Source organism: Parabacteroides distasonis ATCC 8503, from assembly GCF_000012845.1.
Lineage (GTDB): Bacteria > Bacteroidota > Bacteroidia > Bacteroidales > Tannerellaceae > Parabacteroides > Parabacteroides distasonis.
Map to the genome: position 1 here is coordinate 3,758,228 of NC_009615.1, position 17,312 is coordinate 3,775,539.

Sequence of the window (17,312 nt, forward strand, 5' to 3'; positions counted from 1 at the left end):
CTCTACCCAAGTAAGTAGTACTTCATTTGATTTAAAATCTATATATTGGGGCATCTTGAAGGAATTGATTTATTTTATTATTATGTGTAAAAAGGAGATTAAATGAGAAAAATTGTTGTTGCTTCCGATTCATTTAAAGGCTCAGTATCTTCTATTGAAGTGGCTGAATGTGCCGAGTTGGCGATCCATAAGGTTTTTCCGGATTGCGAGGTCGTGAAAATCCCGGTTGGGGATGGGGGAGAAGGTACCGTGGAGACTTTGATTACGGCGATGGGTGGAGAAGTCGTATCTTGTGTCGTACATGATCCGTTGATGAGGCCGGTCGAGGCTACTTATGGGATACTGGGGGATAATCGTACGGCGGTTATCGAGATGGCGACAGCGAGTGGCCTTACGTTAGTGCCTGTGTCGGAGCGTAATCCCTTGAGAACAACGACATATGGAACCGGAGAGTTGATAAAAGACGCTATGGAGCGTGGCTGCCGGAATTTCTTAATAGGAATAGGGGGAAGCGCGACAAATGACGGAGGAACCGGTATGTTGCAGGCCTTGGGTTTTCGTTTTCTTGATAGAGACGGGAATGAGCTGGAATTGGGTGGGCAGATCCTTAATCGGATTTATGAGATCGATTGTTCAAGGGCATTATCGCAATTGCGGGAAACTTCATTTACCATAGCCTGCGATGTGAATAACCCTTTTTATGGTGAGAAAGGGGCGGCGTATGTCTTTGCCCGCCAAAAGGGAGCGGATGACGCTATGGTCCGTTTGCTGGATGAGGGCTTGCGAAATTTTGCGGAAGTCATAAAAAGAACGGGACGAATAAAGATAGACGACATTCCGGGTGCGGGAGCCGCAGGTGGTTTAGGTGGAGGATTTGTCGCTTTCCTAAAGGCTGAACTTAAACCCGGTATCCGGATGGTTCTGGATGCCTTGCGTTTTGATGAATGTATACGGGGGGCGGATCTAATTATTACGGGAGAAGGTAAACTGGATAAACAGACTTGCATGGGAAAGACCCCATTCGGAGTGTTGCAGGCAGGTGTGAGACAGGATATCCCGGTTATCGTAATAGGTGGTTCCGTAGAGGAGGTAGAGGCACTTAATAAATCCGGGTTTCTGGCGGTCTTACCACTTCTTCCTTATCCGGTTTCCTTGGAGCAGGCGATGGATAAGGATTTCACCTGCCGGAATATTGGGCGTGCCTTGGAACAACAATTGCGTGTAATCCAATACTATATGAATCATTAACATAGGGATATTCGTGATAAGGTATATTGTTTTCGTTTTGGAGTTTGGAGGTATTGCGGTGTTTAGTGCCACCATTTACTTTCGCGTTATCAAACTTGAAAAAACGAATAAGAATAAAAATTATTACGGATATGGAAATGAATAAGACACTTGCTTCGTCCGGTGGACGTATTACGGTAATCGACGCTCTGCGTGGCTTCTCCTTGATTGGTATTTGCTTGATTCATGGGATGCAGCATTTTGGCGCTATGGGGACGATGGCTCCCCAAGCCATGTTCCCTTGGGAAGGGACGCTGGATGAGATTTTTCGGTGGTTTATTAATTACTTGGTGTTCGGCAAGTTCTTCATTATATTTTCTTGCCTGTTTGGTTTGAGCTTCTTTATCCAGATGGATCGGGCAGCTCAAAAAGGTGTTGATTTCCGTCCTCGTTTTTTATGGCGATTGGTACTATTGCTGGTGATTGGTTTTGTTCATGGTTTATTAGTCCGTGTAGATATTTTGTTGGTGTATGCGTTGCTTGGTTTTGTATTGGTATTGATGTATAAATGGCCTACTAAATTATTGGTGGGAATCACCCTTTTCCTTTTCTTGGGCGGTGCCTCGCTAATTCCCGTAGCGTATAAGGCTGTAACGGCTCCTGCCGTCGAGCAAGTGGTGGAGAGACCGGCTGCCGCACCTATCGCTCGTGCTGAGGTTCCCCGGCGAGTCCCGACATTAGCCGAGACCATTGAGAACAACGCTTGGGACGGATTGGTAGGAAAAATGAATTTCCAGTTTGCCAGCGGTCGTATCTATCTGACCTTGGGATTGTTTATCCTCGGATTTATCGTAGGCCGAATCCGCTTGTTCCAACGCATGGATGAGTTCCGTAGCCGTTTGAATTACGGGGCGTTGGTCGCGTTGGTTTTAATCGGCTTGTTGTATCTGCTAAAACCTTATATACCTGCCGCATCTTGGCGTGAGGTCTCTATCAATGCGTGGATGGGTGCTACGACAACTAACTTGATTAATCTGATGACGGCTTATCTGTGGGTGGTGTTGGTCTTAGAGGCTTACCGCTCGGTAAAAGTTCAAAATGCCATGAAACCATTGGTTAGCTATGGGCGTATGGGATTGACAAACTATATCGTACAATCCGTGACCGGTGTCTTTATTTTCTCCGGTTTTGGCTTGGATTGGAGCCATTTGGGTGTTTTCTTGAGTGTATTGGTCTGCCTTGGATTTACGGCTATACAGATAGCCTTTAGCCAATATTGGCTGTCGGGCTTGCGCTACGGCCCGATGGAGTGGTTATGGCGGACCGGCACGTATATGAGATGGCAACCCATCCGTTTGGGTTAAGCCGGAAAGCTTTGTTCTCAATACAAATTCCGTACAATAAGACCATTGATGAGTCTAGTGTATAAAATGCTAAAAATCAGAGTCAAAAAAGCACGATGATCTTTCATCCAAAACACGTACGACTTTTTGAAAAAACATGTACGTGTTTTGGATGAAAGTCGTACGTGTTTGTCCCGAATCCTTCCACAGAAAACCAGAGCGCATATAAAAATCTACAAGAAGCTTCATTTAAACGGAGCGGTAAATGAAAAAGCTGTGGATGGAAGATCGTATAATTAGAAATAATATTTTTAATTTTCATTTTAAAATCTCATCTTTGCGATGAGATGGATGTTAAGGAGCGGTTAATAGTGCAAAAATTACGAAATGGCGAGCAAGATGCTTATCGATATTTATATGATCGTCATTATGTGGTACTATGTCAATTTGCGAATGAGTTGGTTGGCGATCCATTTCTAGCGGAGACTATAGTTGGTGATGTGATATTTCATCTGTGGGAAATCCGTGAGACATTGGATATAAATAGCTCTCTTCGTGCTTATCTAATGCGGGCTGTGCGGAACCGCTGTTATAACCATATCTCATCAGAAAAGGAAAAGAAGGAAGTTCGTTTCTCGAAGATTGAGTCTGAGACCTTAGGGTGGGACGCTATGATACAATCGGATGAACAGCCGCTCGGTATATTACTTGAACGGGAGTTAGAGAAGGAGATCATAAAATCAATCGATAGTTTAGGCGATGAATGTAAACGAGTTTTTAGGAAAAGCCGTTTTGAGCATAAGAAAAATGAGGAAATCGCTACAGAGCTAGGAATTTCTGTCAATACGGTTAAATACCACATAAAGATAGCTTTAACCCGCCTACATCAAGATCTGAGGAAGTATCTGATCTTGTTGATATCATTTTTCTCCTTGTGAGGATGAAAAAATTGATGTTTCTCACTACCCCTTGAGGAGAAATAACTGTCTTATATATAAAAGCTGGATATTTAATCTATATGGAAGAAAAGAAATCACATACGAAAAACGAGCGATCATTACCTGATCATGAAGAACAAGAACTTTGGTTCTCTGCTTTGGTTGCCGATGATTCCTGTGCCTATAATGTCGATAAGGCGTTCGATCGTTTTGTTTCTCGTACCCAGCAAAAACGCCGTACGGTTTTCAATATTCCTAAAATCGTTTATGGTGCGGCAGCGGTTATCCTATTATTGATCGCTTCTACGATTTCCTATTGGTGGGGTGAGCGGCAATTACAGAACCAGTTTGCGGATATCTTGGTGGAAGCTCCTTTAGGGGCCAAGACCAAGCTAATTTTACCGGATAGCACATTGGTCTGGTTAAACGCTGGCTCAAAGATCGTATATTCGCAAGGTTTTGGGGTGAAAGACCGCCATCTTCGGCTGAATGGAGAGGCTTATTTTGAGGTGAGGAAAAATGAGAAGTTACCTTTTGATGTAATGACGAAAGAGTTGAATGTAAAAGTATTGGGTACTAAGTTCAACTTCCGGAATTATGACGAGGACGAAGAGGTAACCGTGAATCTGTTGGAAGGAAAAGTTCAGCTAGAGAATTATGTAAAGAAGATGGGAATAAACTACTTGTCTCCTTCAGAGAAGATTACCTTGAATAAACTTACCGGGGAAATGATTATAAGCCGAGCGGAAGTGAAAAACGCTAAGGAATGGACAAACGATGGACTATTCTTCGATGAGATGCCTCTATCTGACATTGTGAAAGAACTGAATCGTAGCTATAATGTGAAGATTCATATTGCGGATGAACAGTTAACCCATAATCGCTTTTATGCGTTATTCAATAGAAAAGAACAGACTATCTATAATGTGTTAGATATTATAACTGCGACAAATCAAGTAAGATATAAAGTGGAAGGTGATAGTATTCTGCTTTATGCGAAGTGATAGATAATTGTTTAACCTTAAAATTGTTTTAATATGGAGAATATGGAAGGAGATTAAAAAAGGAGTAACAGGATCATAAAAGGAATCGGAGAATGGGCTAGATCCTCCGACTCATAAATCCTCAAATTACATTATGCAAATGATCTGGATGAGGAATACAAATGTAATCAATCCTCTGAAAGGTCATCATCAATCACAAGTTAAATTACTAAAAATTAAGCTATTTATGAAAGTTGTAAAAAAGGTCATTTATGTGGCCATGGCTTCGTTTTGCTTAAATTTAACTGTTAGTTCTCAGAATATAACATTGAAAATGAGTAATATAACAGTAAAACAAGCGATGGATGAGCTGAAGAGTAGGAGTGGCTACTCGTTTGTATTCTCGTCTGCGGACGTGGATACAGGGAAGAAAATATCCGTGTCTTCGGAAAATCAATCGATCAATGCGGTAATCGAACAAATTTTGCGTGGTCAAGGGCTGACGTATGAGATCCAAGGAAAGAATATTATCTTGAAGAAGGATATCTTAACCTCTGTCGATAAAAAAACGAAGATAACAGGAATTGTAAAAGATCAATATGGGGAGCCTATTATCGGAGCGAATGTTGTTGTAAAGGGGACTACTTTGGGGACGATCACGGATATAGATGGAAATTATACGCTTGATATACCACTTGGTGCGAGCTTACAAGTGTCCTATATTGGGTATCTTACACAAGAGGTAGCTACAGTAGGTAAAAATAATATAAATGTTAGTCTTATAGAAGACACTCAAAAACTGGAAGAGGTCGTGGTTGTTGCTTACGGTGTCCAAAAGAAAGCGACAAAGACAGGGGCTATAGAGGATATAAAAGGTGAGGATCTGAAGAAAAATATTGCGCCGAATGTGTCTGGTTCGTTAGCAGGTAAGCTTTCAGGTGTAAGTATGCGCCCAAGTAATGGTAAGCCGGGAGAAGATAATCCAAAAATCTATATTCGAGGAATTAGTAGTACAGGGAAACAAGAGCCATTGATTGTTGTCGATGGTGTGATTCGAGATAATATGAATCAGATCGATCCAAATGATATAGAGTCCATCAGTGTATTGAAAGATGCGGCGGCTATCGCTCCTTATGGCTTAGGAGGTGCTAATGGTGTCGTATTGATTACGACTAAAAAGGGAGAAACAGGGAAACCGACCTTGTCGTTAAACGCTTATTATGGCTGGCAGAGTCCTACGGTATATCCGGATATGGTAAATGCTAAAGACTATATGACATTGCGTAATGAGGCTTATCTAAATGATAATAACGGGCAGATCCCTCAAGGTGGTAGCCTTCCTTTTAGCCCTGATTTGATTGCGGATTATGATAGATTACATGCGTTGGATCCGGATAAATATCCAAATAGTAATTTCTATGATGAAATGGCCAATTTTAACACACCGATTCAAAGTTATAATTTATCATTATCTGGTGGAAGCGAAAAGGTACGCTATTATTTAGGATTAGGTTACTTTGATCAGCAGGGAATGTTTGATCCTGTATACTATAAGCGTTATAGCATGAATGCTAAAGTAGACATGGATGCAACTAAAACAACGAAATTGGCGTTTGCTATGAATGGGACGGTTGAACGGAATAATTTAGGTCCGGCTCCATTTGCCCCGGGATATATGCCGATTAAAAACTTATATTTTAGCAATGGGCTGCCGGGTGAGTCGAACGGTAGTAGTCCCGGGGGAGAGCTGAATAGTGGGTCTTATGATAGACGGGATAATAATACTCTATTAACGACTATCTCTATAGAACAACAACTCCCTTTTATCAAAGGGTTAAGTGTGAAAGGGGTATTTAGTTATGACCCGGATTTTAGGTATGAGAAAACATGGACTAAGCCTAACTATTATTATATAATGGATGAAACTACATCTCCATATACTTATAAGAAAGCCGTGAATGGAGAAGAGATTACTTCTTTAAACCAAAAGAGTATAAAAAATGAACGTTTGACATATCAAGCTTATGCGAATTATGCTCAAACATTTGGAAAGCATGAAGTAACAGGTTTGTTGGTATTTGAGGCTAGAGATACAAAGTCTAATTGGTTTAGTGCCTATCGGAAGAACTTTCAGGTAGATATGGATGAGATGGATATGGGTAACTCTGATAAGATGGACTTTAATAATGGAGGATCAAGTTCACAAACGACCCAGGCCGGTATTGTTTATCGTGCTACTTATGGTTATGATGGAAAATACTTGGTAGAAGCTTCCGGACGTTATGATGGACATTCTTATTTTGCCCCGGGTAAGCGTTGGGCTTTCTTCCCATCTTTTTCAGCGGGATGGAGAATCTCAGAAGAAAAGTTCTTTAAAGAGAATATTTCATGGGTAGATAATTTGAAAATTAGGGCTTCGTGGGGACAATCAGGAAACTTGGCAGGTGATCCTTTCCAGTATTTGTCAGCCTATGAGTTGTTCAATAATGCTTATGCGTTTGGGAACACATTGGTTCAAGGATCTAAAATGCCTCGGGAAGCTAATCCGAATATTACTTGGGAGAAGGCTGAAAGTATGAATATTGGAATTGATGCGTCTTTCTTTAATGGTCTGTTGACTTTTGCAGGTGATTACTTTTATCAAAGAAGAGAGGGTATGTTACTTTCACCTAATATTAATGTTCCTGTTGAATATGGACTTGGTTTGGCGGAAGAGAATGCTGGTGTCATGAATAATAGAGGGTTTGAATTTCAAATTGGGGTAAATAAAATGTTACCAAACGGGTTGATGTTGCATTTTGATGGTAATTTTAGTTATGCCAAGAATGAGATGGAAAAGATCTATGAATCGTTGGATACTTATAATAGTCCAAACAGACGCCGTACGGGAAGATCGTGGAAAACACCGTTTGGCTATAAGGCATTAGGTTTGTTTTCTACGGCGGATGATAAGAATAGTGATGGTGTTATTAATGTGGATGATGGGTATATGATCGATCAGTTCGGAGCGGTCCTACATCCGGGAGATGTGAAGTATGCGGATATCAGTGGGCCGGAGGGAACCCCGGATGGCGTTATTGATGCTTGGGATGAAACAGTTGTGGGATATGCGCCTTATCCTCGTATTACGTATGGTTTTACTCTAACGGCTGAATGGAAAGGCTTTGATGTAAGTTTATTCTTCCAAGGAGCTGCGCAAGCTAGTATTAATACACAAGGATATGTGACAGTTCCTTTTAGATTGAATAACACGAATGTCTCCTATGAGTTCTTTAATAATTATTGGACTCCGGAGCGTCAAGACGCACGTTATCCACGTATTACTCAGTCTCCATATAAGAATAATACTACGAATTCTGAGTATGATAATGGCTTTGGACCTTATTCTAGTTCATTCTGGATGCGGAATTCGAACTTCTTACGATTGAAAAATATTGTGATAGGCTATACGTTACCTTCTGCTTGGACTAAAAAAGCAGGTTTGAACTCTGTCAGAATTTATTGGACTGGTCAAAATTTATTGACTTTTAGTAATTTAGGTTTTATTGATCCTGAGATTGATTATGAAAAGCGTGACGAGGGTTATCCTTTGCAGAAAGCGAATACTATCGGTTTGAATGTAACATTTTAAATAACGTAGATATATGAATGACTCTAAATATATGAATTTATTATATTGTACCATTTTCGCATTGTTTATTTTTATGCTGAGTGGTTGTAGTGACTTCTTGGATACAGAATCGCGGAATACATTAACAGAACTCAATCAATGGGAGAATGAGAAAAATGCTGATATCTATTTGAATGGTATCTATAGTACGCTGGATAAACCGAATACGCCGGATCCTTTAGATAGTTATACTGATGATAACGATGGAGGGCCTTATTGGGCCTCTTGGCAATGGAAACAAGGTATTGCTACTCCTGAGGTGCGTGGAGGTTATCCAATGGTGCAAGACGACGTGGCACATGGCTTTATGAAATGGAGCAATGTGTATGAACGTATCCGGAAGTGTAATGAGTTTCTATTTGAGATCGAGGCTCATAAAATGAATTATTCGGAAGAATGGATAAATCAAAGAATAGATGAGGTACGTTTTTTGCGAGCATTTTTTTACGCCGGTTTATGGCAGCATGTTGGAGGAGTGGTTTTATTGACAGAACCATTAGACCGAAATACGATGGCGGAAGAGGAATTGTATCGTCCGAGGAATACTTTTGAAGAAACATATGATTTTATTTGTAAGGAGTTAGAGGAAATTGTGAACAATGGATATTTAGCTGTTAAATACAATAATGGAGATTCAGATGCGGGACGTGCGACTTTGGGAGCAGCTCTCGCATTGAAAGGTTGGGTTGAATTATATGCTGCGAGCCCGGGTTTTAATTCGAATATACCTGTTGCGGCAGACGGGACTGGTGCGACTCCTGAACAGATCAAGATGGTTGGCTTTGGTGATTATGATCTTAAAAGATGGGAAAGAGCAGCTATTACGAATAAAAAGTTTATTGATCTATTTGCAGGAGCTTATCAGCTATTTCCTAATATGGCTAATTTTTGGAGTGAAGCGACAGAATATAACTCAGAGGTCATTTGGGATCGTCAATTGATGCGTAATATAGATGACCTAAAATCCGATTTTGCTCAAAAAGGAGGGCCTACCTATATTCTTGGAAAATATTATACTTGGGGGAATTTCTGCCCGACCCAAGAACTGGTAGATCAATTTGCGATGGAAAATGGATTACCGATTACGGATCCGGCTTCCGGTTATGACCCGAAACATCCGTACAAAAATAGAGAGAAACGTTTTTATGATTTTATTGTATATGATGGTGCTCCTTATAAAATGAATTGGATGCCTGAATCGGATACAATTTATACCCGCATTGACGAGGTGAATGTGTCGAAGAATCAGATAGAGCTTGGTCAATCGGACGTTACACGTACAGGCTATTATTTCAAAAAGAGAATGGATCCCGATTGGGAGCCTTCTTCCTGGGGATATGGTATTAATTATGTGTATTTCCGTTACGCTGAAGTTCTATTGAATTATGCTGAGGCTCAAAATGAATTTGCGGGTCCGGATGCGAGCGTATACAGTGCTATTGATCAGATCAGGGAACGTAGTAATTTACCTTCTTTAAAAGAGACTTACGGGGCGAAAGCGATAAATCAAGCTGAAATGAGAGAGATCATTAAACGTGAGAGAAGAGTGGAATTGTGTTTTGAAAATAAACGTTGGTATGATTTAGTTCGTTGGGGGATTGCTTCGGAGGTGTTGAATAAAGAGCTTCATGGGATGAAAATCTATAATTCAAGTCCGGCAGATAACTCAGGAGAGTGGATTTACGAACGTTTACCTTTGTCTAGTCATCCGCATGTGTTCACTCAAAAGATGTATATGTGTCCTATTCCTTATTCCGTAATCACTGCGAATCCGAAATTAATTCAAAATCCGGGGTATTAATTGGATAGAAGAACCTGATGCTGAAACTGATGAGTCAGGTTCTTCTTTTAAATGACTGTAAAAAATGAAAAATCGTATATTATTAGTTTTGTGTTTATTATCTTTTTATCTCTCGTCAGAGGCGCAAAAAGATAATTATGGAGCAGGTGCTGCCAATGTTCGTTTTATTCCCTCGAAAGGCTTGTTGGGTGGACGTACCGATTTTGATTATTTGAAACTGGAGAATCATCCGGGTAATAGTGGTGTCCCATTGGGGGGAATTGGAGTTGGAAATGTTGAATTTGCTCCGGATGGTCGTTTCGCACGTATTGGTTTGAATAATATTCATTTGCCGATTCGTAAAAGTACAGCATCTTTTTTCTCCTTATGGTATAAAGGGGCAAAAGAAACCGCAGTTGTGAGGTTAGTTCGTGATTCTTTACCTCAGTATGGGTTATTGGGTGTCGAAGATATTTATTATACAGGACTATTTCCACGGGTAGAGATGGATTTTGGGAATTCTATTCCTGGAATAAATGCGACGATACGTGCTTTTTCCCCGTTGATTCCGCATGATGTGAAGAATTCTAGTTTACCTGTTGTTTTCTTTGATGTAGATTTGGTTTCGCAAGAAGGGGGAGAGGTCTCTATTGCATTTTCCTGGGAAGATTTTATTGGAAGGGGGATAAAAGAACCAGATGATATTAAAGGAATGGATGGGCAATTATTCGGACAGGAGCGTAATAGTTTGTGTAATGGGGAGGCTTGGCCTGAGCGTCCATTAGAACAAACCTATTCGGAATCTTGGAGTTGTGGGAAGATGCAGGGAATACGTCAATTCGCTTCGGGTCCGTTAAAACCTAAACGTGCGAATTTTCAAAACTATGTTAATGAAGTCGCCGTATTAGCGGAATCTAGAGAAGATGTGGAAGTATCGGTATTACCCTCATTTAATATAAAAGAGACTCATGAGGCTTGGGACTTGTTTAAGCAAGAAGGACGTTTTGAGGATATATCCAAGGATGTTTCCTTATTAAGTATTCCGGGTAAACAGATGGGAGGTAGTGCTGTTGCGTTAAAAACAAAATTGAAGGCCAAAGAAAAGAAGACCGTTCGTTTCATGTTAGTTTGGTTTTATCCGGAGATGATGATTGACCGGGAAAATGACCCGTTAGAATATTATTGGGTTGGGGGTAGTGACTATGGGCGGTATTTCCATAATTATTTCAATCGTTTAGAACAATTGGTTGATTATGGATACGGAAATCGTGAGAGATTTAGGGAAAAAACAACAGAATGGCAGTTGCCTGTCTTGAATAGTACCATGCCAGATTGGTATAAGTTTAAGCTGATTAATAGCGGTTATGTGATCTATACAAATATGATTTTAAATAAGAAAGGAGATGTAACTGTAAATGAAGGAGGTATGGGTGGATTGGCCGGAACGATGGATCAACGAATTTCATCTCATCCATTCTATCAGAAATTTTTCACTCAACTAGATCGTTCTGAGATGATGATATTCGCTGACGCTCAGCAATCAAAAGGTAATATTACCCATTTTATCGGTCATTATTATTTTGGTATGGGAACTGTTGGCGGACGTATACCCACAGAGGATGGCTGGATGATTGATAATACGGGTGGTTGGATTATCCAACTGGTAAAAGATTATGAACAGACAGGAGATTTTCATTATTTAAGTCGTTATGCTGGGAGAGTGTATAATGGTATGGACTTTTTAAAGTCATTAATGCCAGAAGGCCTCAACATTCCTATAGGAGGAACAACTTATGATGATTTTACACATCCACCTGTGTATAGTTATGGAGCAAGTATTTATTTAGCGACGTTAAGAGCAGCGCAGGTTGTTGCTCAAGCGATGAAAGATACTGTTCGTGAAAATGAATATAAAGAACAATTTGATAAAACCCAGAAAGATATGATTCGTCTATTATGGAATGGGCGGTTCTTTTCTTATGGTTGTGAATTGGATGGCTCAGGCAGGAAAGATAATCTCTTATTCACTGGACAGTTGGGAGGACAATTTGTGAGTCGTTATTGTGGTTGGGGAGATGTTATTCCGATGGAGATGACGAAAGCCTCATTGGTCTCACAATTTAAGATTTCATTGTCTAAGACTCCGGATTATTATGCTAATAAAGTCTGGGATATTACCCTAAATAGAGGGATAGATAATAGAGGTTCGCAATGTTGGCCATTTTATTTAGAAAGTTATACAGGATATACTGCATGGCAAGCAGGATATTGTCAGGATGCTTTAGATATAATGAAACACATTCAACTCGTTCATTTGAGACAGGGATGGACTTGGTGTCAGAATCTATGGAATCCGGCAGAGCTTTCATATATGTCAGCACCTGTAGTTTGGTTTTCGACAGATGTGTTAGCCGGAGCAGGCCTGAACGTACCACGTCAAGAATTGCGTTTAGCGCCTATTGTGGAAGGGAAAGATAAAGTTGTACTTCCGTTGTATTATCCGACGTTTTGGGCAACACTTTCATTAGATCCAATTCGGAAAAAAGCATTATTAGAGATTACTAAAACATTTGGAGATGATGAGGTGGTACTATCGAAAATTGTGTCAGTTCCAAATGGTGTGGCTGCGGAGCATAAGCGAGAAATTGCGATTCCTGCATTTACTGTTGAAAAAGGTAAAATGCTAGATTTATCTCCCTATTGGGATCAAATAGTACAGAGAAATACAGAAAAATCAATTTTGCCTCGTGCTGATGAAGTGGATTTTTTAATGTTAGATTATAAAGAATAGAGAGACTTGACTTTTACTTTGTCTGGCTCATTAATTTTAATGAGCATAAGTTATGTTGGAGAAAATATGGCAATATTGCGTATGCATAATCTGTAGGCGTTTCTTCTAAAAGAACTTTATTCCAGCTGAAAGGGATTATCTCCGATTCATGTGAGATAATCCCTTCTTTATGCAGAACAATTTCTAGAGCCTATTTTACTATTTTTACTTGTTCTCCATAAAGAGAATGAGCAAAGGGTGAATCTTGTTGGATGTATGTAACCTCATGGTACGGAAATAAATCTATACTTATCTGTTTTTGTTTTTTCTATGTCAGAGAATTTTGGAACAATATCTTGACGAGGTATATTTCTTTTCTCGTTAACATGTTCTTTTGAGAATGCCTTGCATATCTCAAGGGTTTTGGCGAATATTGCATATAAATTGTGTATGTAACGATTTGAAATTCTTAAATTAGGGACTGTTAATTTGCTAATGAGTAATAAGACTTACATAAATAATGATTTTATGGCCTTCCGTTTAGTGTGAGCCTGTATGATGAAACCGAAATGTTTATTACGTACAGGTAAGGTGGAGGGGCTACCTAATTAATGGCTTTCTCACAAACCAAACGGGGATTTCCGGAGTCTGTTCCCGATCCCACAAGAAGCGGTTGACGCAAATCCGAATTTAAAGCAAAATCCGGCGTATGAATAATCTTAATTTGAATATATGAAGAAAGTAACAATTTTTTCAATGATCTTTTTCCTTGTTATTGGGAATCTATCGTTGTTTGCACGTAAAAATGTGCAACTTACCTCTCCAAACGGCAAGTTGAAGTTCTCATTGACACTTGAGCGAGAACATCCGGTTTATGATATTCAATATCAAAAGCAGGCATTGGTGCAAAATTCTCCCTTAAGCCTCGTTTTCGATAACGGGGCTTTTGGAGAAGGGCTTAAGATGAACAAACCGGTTTTCAGTACAAAAGAGGAAACATACGAGTTAATTGTCGGTAAGTCGAAAACAGTCCATAGCTTGTCGAAGGAGGTGGTTATTCCCCTAGAGGAAACGGCCGCTCCTTTTCGGAAGATCAATCTTGTGGTTCGGGCATTTAATGACGGTATCGCTTTCCGTTATGAATTTCCAGAGCAACCGAATTGGAAAACATATGTTATGTACGATGAGAATACGGCATTTAACGTAGTGGATAATCCTAAATTCTTGGGTATGTATTTACCTTCTTATCAAACCTCGCACGAGGCCACATATTCACATGTGAAATATGAGGAAATAAAAGAGCGGAATTTAATGGATATGCCTGCGTTGTTCGAATATCCGAACCATATTTTTATGGCTATTACGGAAGCGGCTGTCAGGGATTATGCCGGAATGTATCTGTGGAAAGAAAATGGGTGTTTACAAGGTAAGTTATCACCTAAGCTTAATCAAGAACAGATAAAAGTGGAGGCGAGTCTTCCGCATCAGTCTCCATGGCGTGTTTTCATGATCAGTGACCGGGTAGGAGCCTTGATAGAGTCTGATTTATTGACAAACCTCAATGAGCCGTGTAAAATAGAGGATACCTCATGGATCAAACCCGGCAAGACAACTTTTACTTGGTGGAATGGGAACGTAACACCAGATACGACCTTTTTGGGGGGTAATAATTTCCCGACCAATAAATATTATATAGATTTCGCTGCCCGCAATGGTTTGGATTTCCATTCAATATATGGATATGCGGAACAGCCTTGGTATACAGATGATGGGACATGGTTCGGGTTTCCCGGGGAAAATTCGGACATTACGAAACCTGTGTCTAGCTTGAATATGCAAGAGATTTGCGATTATGCGAAAAGCCAAGGTGTTCAAATCCATTTATGGACGAATTGGAAACCTTTATATGCGAAGATTGACGAGGCTTTTGCCTTGTTTGAAAAATGGGGGGTCGTAGGTATGATGATTGATTTCATGGATCGTGACGATCAAGAGATGATACGTATTCAGGAAGAGTTCTTGGCAAAGGCGGCTAAACATCATTTGTTCGTGCAGTTCCATGGTTCCAGTAAGCCATCTGGATTACATCGGACTTATCCGAATGAATTTACCCGGGAAGGGACGCTCAATTATGAGAATTTCAAAGGATGTATGGTCACGACCGCGGATCATGATATATCTATGCCTTTTACCCGTTTATTGGCTGGAGCTGCCGATTATCATTTAGGCGGGTTTCGGGCTCTTCCGAAAGACAAGTTTAAGATACAACAAAGTAACCCTTATGTCACTAGTACTCGCTGCCATATGCTAGCGATGTATGTCGTATTGGAGAGTTATTTGGGAATGATCTGCGATACTCCGGAAGCTTACGAAGGCCAGCCGGGATTCGAGTTCTTACAAACCGTACCGACTACTTGGGACAAAACGGTCGTACCGGATGCCTCTGTCAATGAGTATGTAGCGATCGCACGTAGGCATGGAGACGATTGGTACGTTGGGGCGATCAACAATAGTCAAGCCCGTGATGTGGAAATAGCCTTGGATTTCCTCGGTAAAGGAGATTATAAAGTAACTCTTTATAAAGATGCGAGAGACACGGATACCAATCCTAACCATCTTATCAAAGAGACCTTTACTGTTACCGCAAAGGATAAAATAACAGTACCGCTCGCTTCCGATGGTGGTGCCGCTATGCATATCCAATCTGTAGACATCTCTTTCTAAAAGAACTTTATTCCAGTAGAAAGAGGCTATCTCCGAAAAAGTGAGATAGCCTCTTTTGAATAAAAAAAGACTGTCTCTGTAAGTGATTTAAATGAATGAGTCGTATATATTAAGAAGAATGAATCTTAATATTTAGAATGATGAACACAAGAAGGGATTTTTTGAGAAAGGGGGCTTTTGCGGGCTTAGGAATGTTAACCATGTCGGAATTAGCGAAGGCGGTAGTGAGTAAACAAAATGGAAATGTATCTCCGAAGATTAAATTGGAAAAGGATAGTGTGATTCTTTTTCAAGGTGATTCGATAACGGATATGTTTCGGAAATATGATTGTAACCAATGTAATACACCCGAGCAAATGGGTATGGGATATGCCTTATTTACCGCCTCAACCTTATTGAGTGATTATCCTGATAAGCAATTGAAGATATATAACCGTGGTGTAGGGGGCAATAAGGTATATCAGTTACGAGATCGTTGGGAACTGGATACCTTGGCTATTCAGCCGGATGTGCTAAGTATCTTGATTGGAGTAAATGACTTCTGGCATATATTGATGGGAAATTATAAAGGATCATTAGGGATTTATGAAAGGGATTTACGAGATCTGCTACATTATACGAAGGAAAAACTTCCCAATGTCCAACTAGTACTAGGAGAACCTTTCGCTTTACGTGGCGGATCCGCCATTGATGATGCCAAATGGTTCCCGGAGTTTGATGGTTACAGGGTATCGTTGAAAAAACTAGCCGATGAGTTTAATGCGATATTTGTTCCCTACCAAGTGGCATTCGACGCTGCGTTAAAATTAGCTCCAGCTCGTTATTGGGGAGCGGATGGTGTACACCCCGATTTACCGGGCCGCCAGTTAATGGCAAATGTCTGGTTGGAAGCAACAGGATTAAAAAAGTAAGGAAGGGAGATCGGAGATAATATATTTATTTCTCCTTGAGTTAAGAGGCTGTCTCATAGTGGTGAGGGAAGCCTCTTATTTTGTTATCATACAATGAAAATGAATGATTAAAACGATCGTCTAAATCAACCGTTTTTTTTAATATTGAATATGCTTCATTATGAAGAGCTAACTACATGAAAAGAAAGAAGATAAATGAAAGCTTTGAATATTGTAGGTCAGAGAAAAATATATATTTTTGTGACGAATCTAGACGATCGTTTAAACTAGTCGTTTTTGTAAGAAATATTCTCTGTAACTATCTGTAAATGTTATGATAAGGATAGAGTTTCAAATTCTGAGAAATGAAAGTAACAAAGGAAATAATCTCTCGGCTGCAGGAAGGAAATATGCTGGCGTTTCAGTCTGTATATGAATCGTATAGCGCTCATATCTATAATTTTATCTATTCCTTATTGTATAACAGGTTAGAGGCGGAGGACTTGACGCAGGAAGTCTTCGTTAGAATCTGGGAAAAGAGAGGTTCACTGGATATAGATAAGAATTTTGATTCCTATATTTTCACGATTGCCCGTAATTTAGTGTATGACGAGTGGGATTCCCTTTTCCATGCGGAGCTATATATGAAATCCTTAGAAGCAGATTGGGATGAACGGGACACTCCAAAAGTCGAAGAAGATATTACGGTAAATTCGATAGGACAATATATTGATTCTCTTATTGATAAATTACCGGTATCCCGTCGGGAAATCTTTTTGCTTAGTCGTAAAGAGCACTTATCGACGAAGGAAATCGCACAACGTCTGTCCATCTCCGAAAGAACCGTTGAAGCCCAGATTTACCGCTCTCTTCAGTTTTTAAGGAAGTATTTGGCGGAAGAAGGGATCTTGCTTTGGCTCTTATCTTTTGTTGTTAATGAATATTAAATGCGAAAAAAAACGCTTTGCTTGTAAGTAGTCGCTTCGG

10 protein-coding genes and 2 pseudogenes are annotated in these 17,312 nt (G+C 40.0%); 11 read left to right on the forward strand and 1 reads right to left on the reverse strand.

Annotated features, from left to right (window positions below):
* Positions 1–102: 102 nt before the first annotated feature.
* The 7 genes from BDI_RS15590 to BDI_RS15620 all read left to right on the forward strand — a co-directional run bounded on the left by BDI_RS15590 (position 103) and on the right by BDI_RS15620 (position 12,732).
* Positions 103–1,248 carry a glycerate kinase gene (locus BDI_RS15590; RefSeq protein ID WP_011967156.1) on the forward strand — a complete coding sequence of 382 codons (1,146 nt, stop codon included), beginning with the start codon at positions 103–105 and terminating at the stop codon, positions 1,246–1,248.
* Positions 1,249–1,379: 131 nt separating this feature from the next.
* Positions 1,380–2,591 (forward strand): DUF418 domain-containing protein, encoded by a 1,212-nt coding sequence (locus BDI_RS15595; RefSeq protein WP_011967157.1) that lies wholly within the window; start codon positions 1,380–1,382, stop codon positions 2,589–2,591.
* 326 nt (positions 2,592–2,917) lie between these two features.
* Positions 2,918–3,508: an RNA polymerase sigma-70 factor gene (locus BDI_RS15600; RefSeq protein WP_041525604.1), complete on the forward strand. Its 591-nt coding sequence runs from the start codon at positions 2,918–2,920 to the stop codon at positions 3,506–3,508.
* 80 nt (positions 3,509–3,588) lie between these two features.
* Positions 3,589–4,512, forward strand: a complete 924-nt coding sequence (locus BDI_RS15605; protein ID WP_011967159.1) for a FecR family protein — start codon at positions 3,589–3,591, stop codon at positions 4,510–4,512.
* Positions 4,513–4,738: 226 nt separating this feature from the next.
* On the forward strand, positions 4,739–8,122 hold the full coding sequence (locus BDI_RS15610) for a TonB-dependent receptor (RefSeq protein WP_158303808.1): 3,384 nt from the start codon (positions 4,739–4,741) through the stop codon (positions 8,120–8,122).
* 13 nt (positions 8,123–8,135) lie between these two features.
* Positions 8,136–9,962 (forward strand): RagB/SusD family nutrient uptake outer membrane protein, encoded by a 1,827-nt coding sequence (locus BDI_RS15615; RefSeq protein WP_011967161.1) that lies wholly within the window; start codon positions 8,136–8,138, stop codon positions 9,960–9,962.
* Between the two features lie 64 nt (positions 9,963–10,026).
* A complete protein-coding gene (locus BDI_RS15620; protein ID WP_011967162.1) occupies positions 10,027–12,732 on the forward strand; it encodes a GH116 family glycosyl-hydrolase in 2,706 nt (901 codons plus the stop codon).
* A 305-nt stretch (positions 12,733–13,037) separates the two neighbouring features.
* On the opposite strand, the pseudogene BDI_RS21465 reads toward BDI_RS15620, so the two are convergent.
* Positions 13,038–13,178, reverse strand: a pseudogene (locus BDI_RS21465) (IS982 family transposase); the annotation flags it as partial.
* A 145-nt stretch (positions 13,179–13,323) separates the two neighbouring features.
* Between BDI_RS21465 and BDI_RS21280 the strand changes: the two are divergent.
* The 4 genes and pseudogenes from BDI_RS21280 to BDI_RS15635 form a co-directional block, all read left to right on the forward strand.
* Positions 13,324–13,428: pseudogene (locus BDI_RS21280) on the forward strand (RagB/SusD family nutrient uptake outer membrane protein); the annotation flags it as partial.
* Between the two features lie 15 nt (positions 13,429–13,443).
* Positions 13,444–15,435: a glycoside hydrolase family 97 protein gene (locus tag BDI_RS15625; protein ID WP_011967163.1), complete on the forward strand. Its 1,992-nt coding sequence runs from the start codon at positions 13,444–13,446 to the stop codon at positions 15,433–15,435.
* Positions 15,436–15,572: 137 nt separating this feature from the next.
* Positions 15,573–16,346: an SGNH/GDSL hydrolase family protein gene (locus BDI_RS15630; protein WP_041525605.1), complete on the forward strand. Its 774-nt coding sequence runs from the start codon at positions 15,573–15,575 to the stop codon at positions 16,344–16,346.
* A gap of 344 nt (positions 16,347–16,690) precedes the next feature.
* Positions 16,691–17,272: an RNA polymerase sigma factor gene (locus BDI_RS15635; RefSeq protein WP_011967165.1), complete on the forward strand. Its 582-nt coding sequence runs from the start codon at positions 16,691–16,693 to the stop codon at positions 17,270–17,272.
* The last annotated feature ends 40 nt before the right edge of the window (positions 17,273–17,312 follow it).

Bases quoted from the DNA above. Each gene is read 5' to 3' on its own strand.
- BDI_RS15590 (WP_011967156.1), top strand. From the start codon at position 103: ATGAGAAAAATTGTTGTTGCTTCCGATTCATTTAAAGGCTCAGTATCT.
- BDI_RS15595 (WP_011967157.1), top strand. From the start codon at position 1,380: ATGGAAATGAATAAGACACTTGCTTCGTCCGGTGGACGTATTACGGTA.
- BDI_RS15600 (WP_041525604.1), top strand. From the start codon at position 2,918: ATGGATGTTAAGGAGCGGTTAATAGTGCAAAAATTACGAAATGGCGAG.
- BDI_RS15605 (WP_011967159.1), top strand. From the start codon at position 3,589: ATGGAAGAAAAGAAATCACATACGAAAAACGAGCGATCATTACCTGAT.
- BDI_RS15610 (WP_158303808.1), top strand. From the start codon at position 4,739: ATGAAAGTTGTAAAAAAGGTCATTTATGTGGCCATGGCTTCGTTTTGC.
- BDI_RS15615 (WP_011967161.1), top strand. From the start codon at position 8,136: ATGAATGACTCTAAATATATGAATTTATTATATTGTACCATTTTCGCA.
- BDI_RS15620 (WP_011967162.1), top strand. From the start codon at position 10,027: ATGAAAAATCGTATATTATTAGTTTTGTGTTTATTATCTTTTTATCTC.
- BDI_RS15625 (WP_011967163.1), top strand. From the start codon at position 13,444: ATGAAGAAAGTAACAATTTTTTCAATGATCTTTTTCCTTGTTATTGGG.
- BDI_RS15630 (WP_041525605.1), top strand. From the start codon at position 15,573: ATGATGAACACAAGAAGGGATTTTTTGAGAAAGGGGGCTTTTGCGGGC.
- BDI_RS15635 (WP_011967165.1), top strand. From the start codon at position 16,691: ATGAAAGTAACAAAGGAAATAATCTCTCGGCTGCAGGAAGGAAATATG.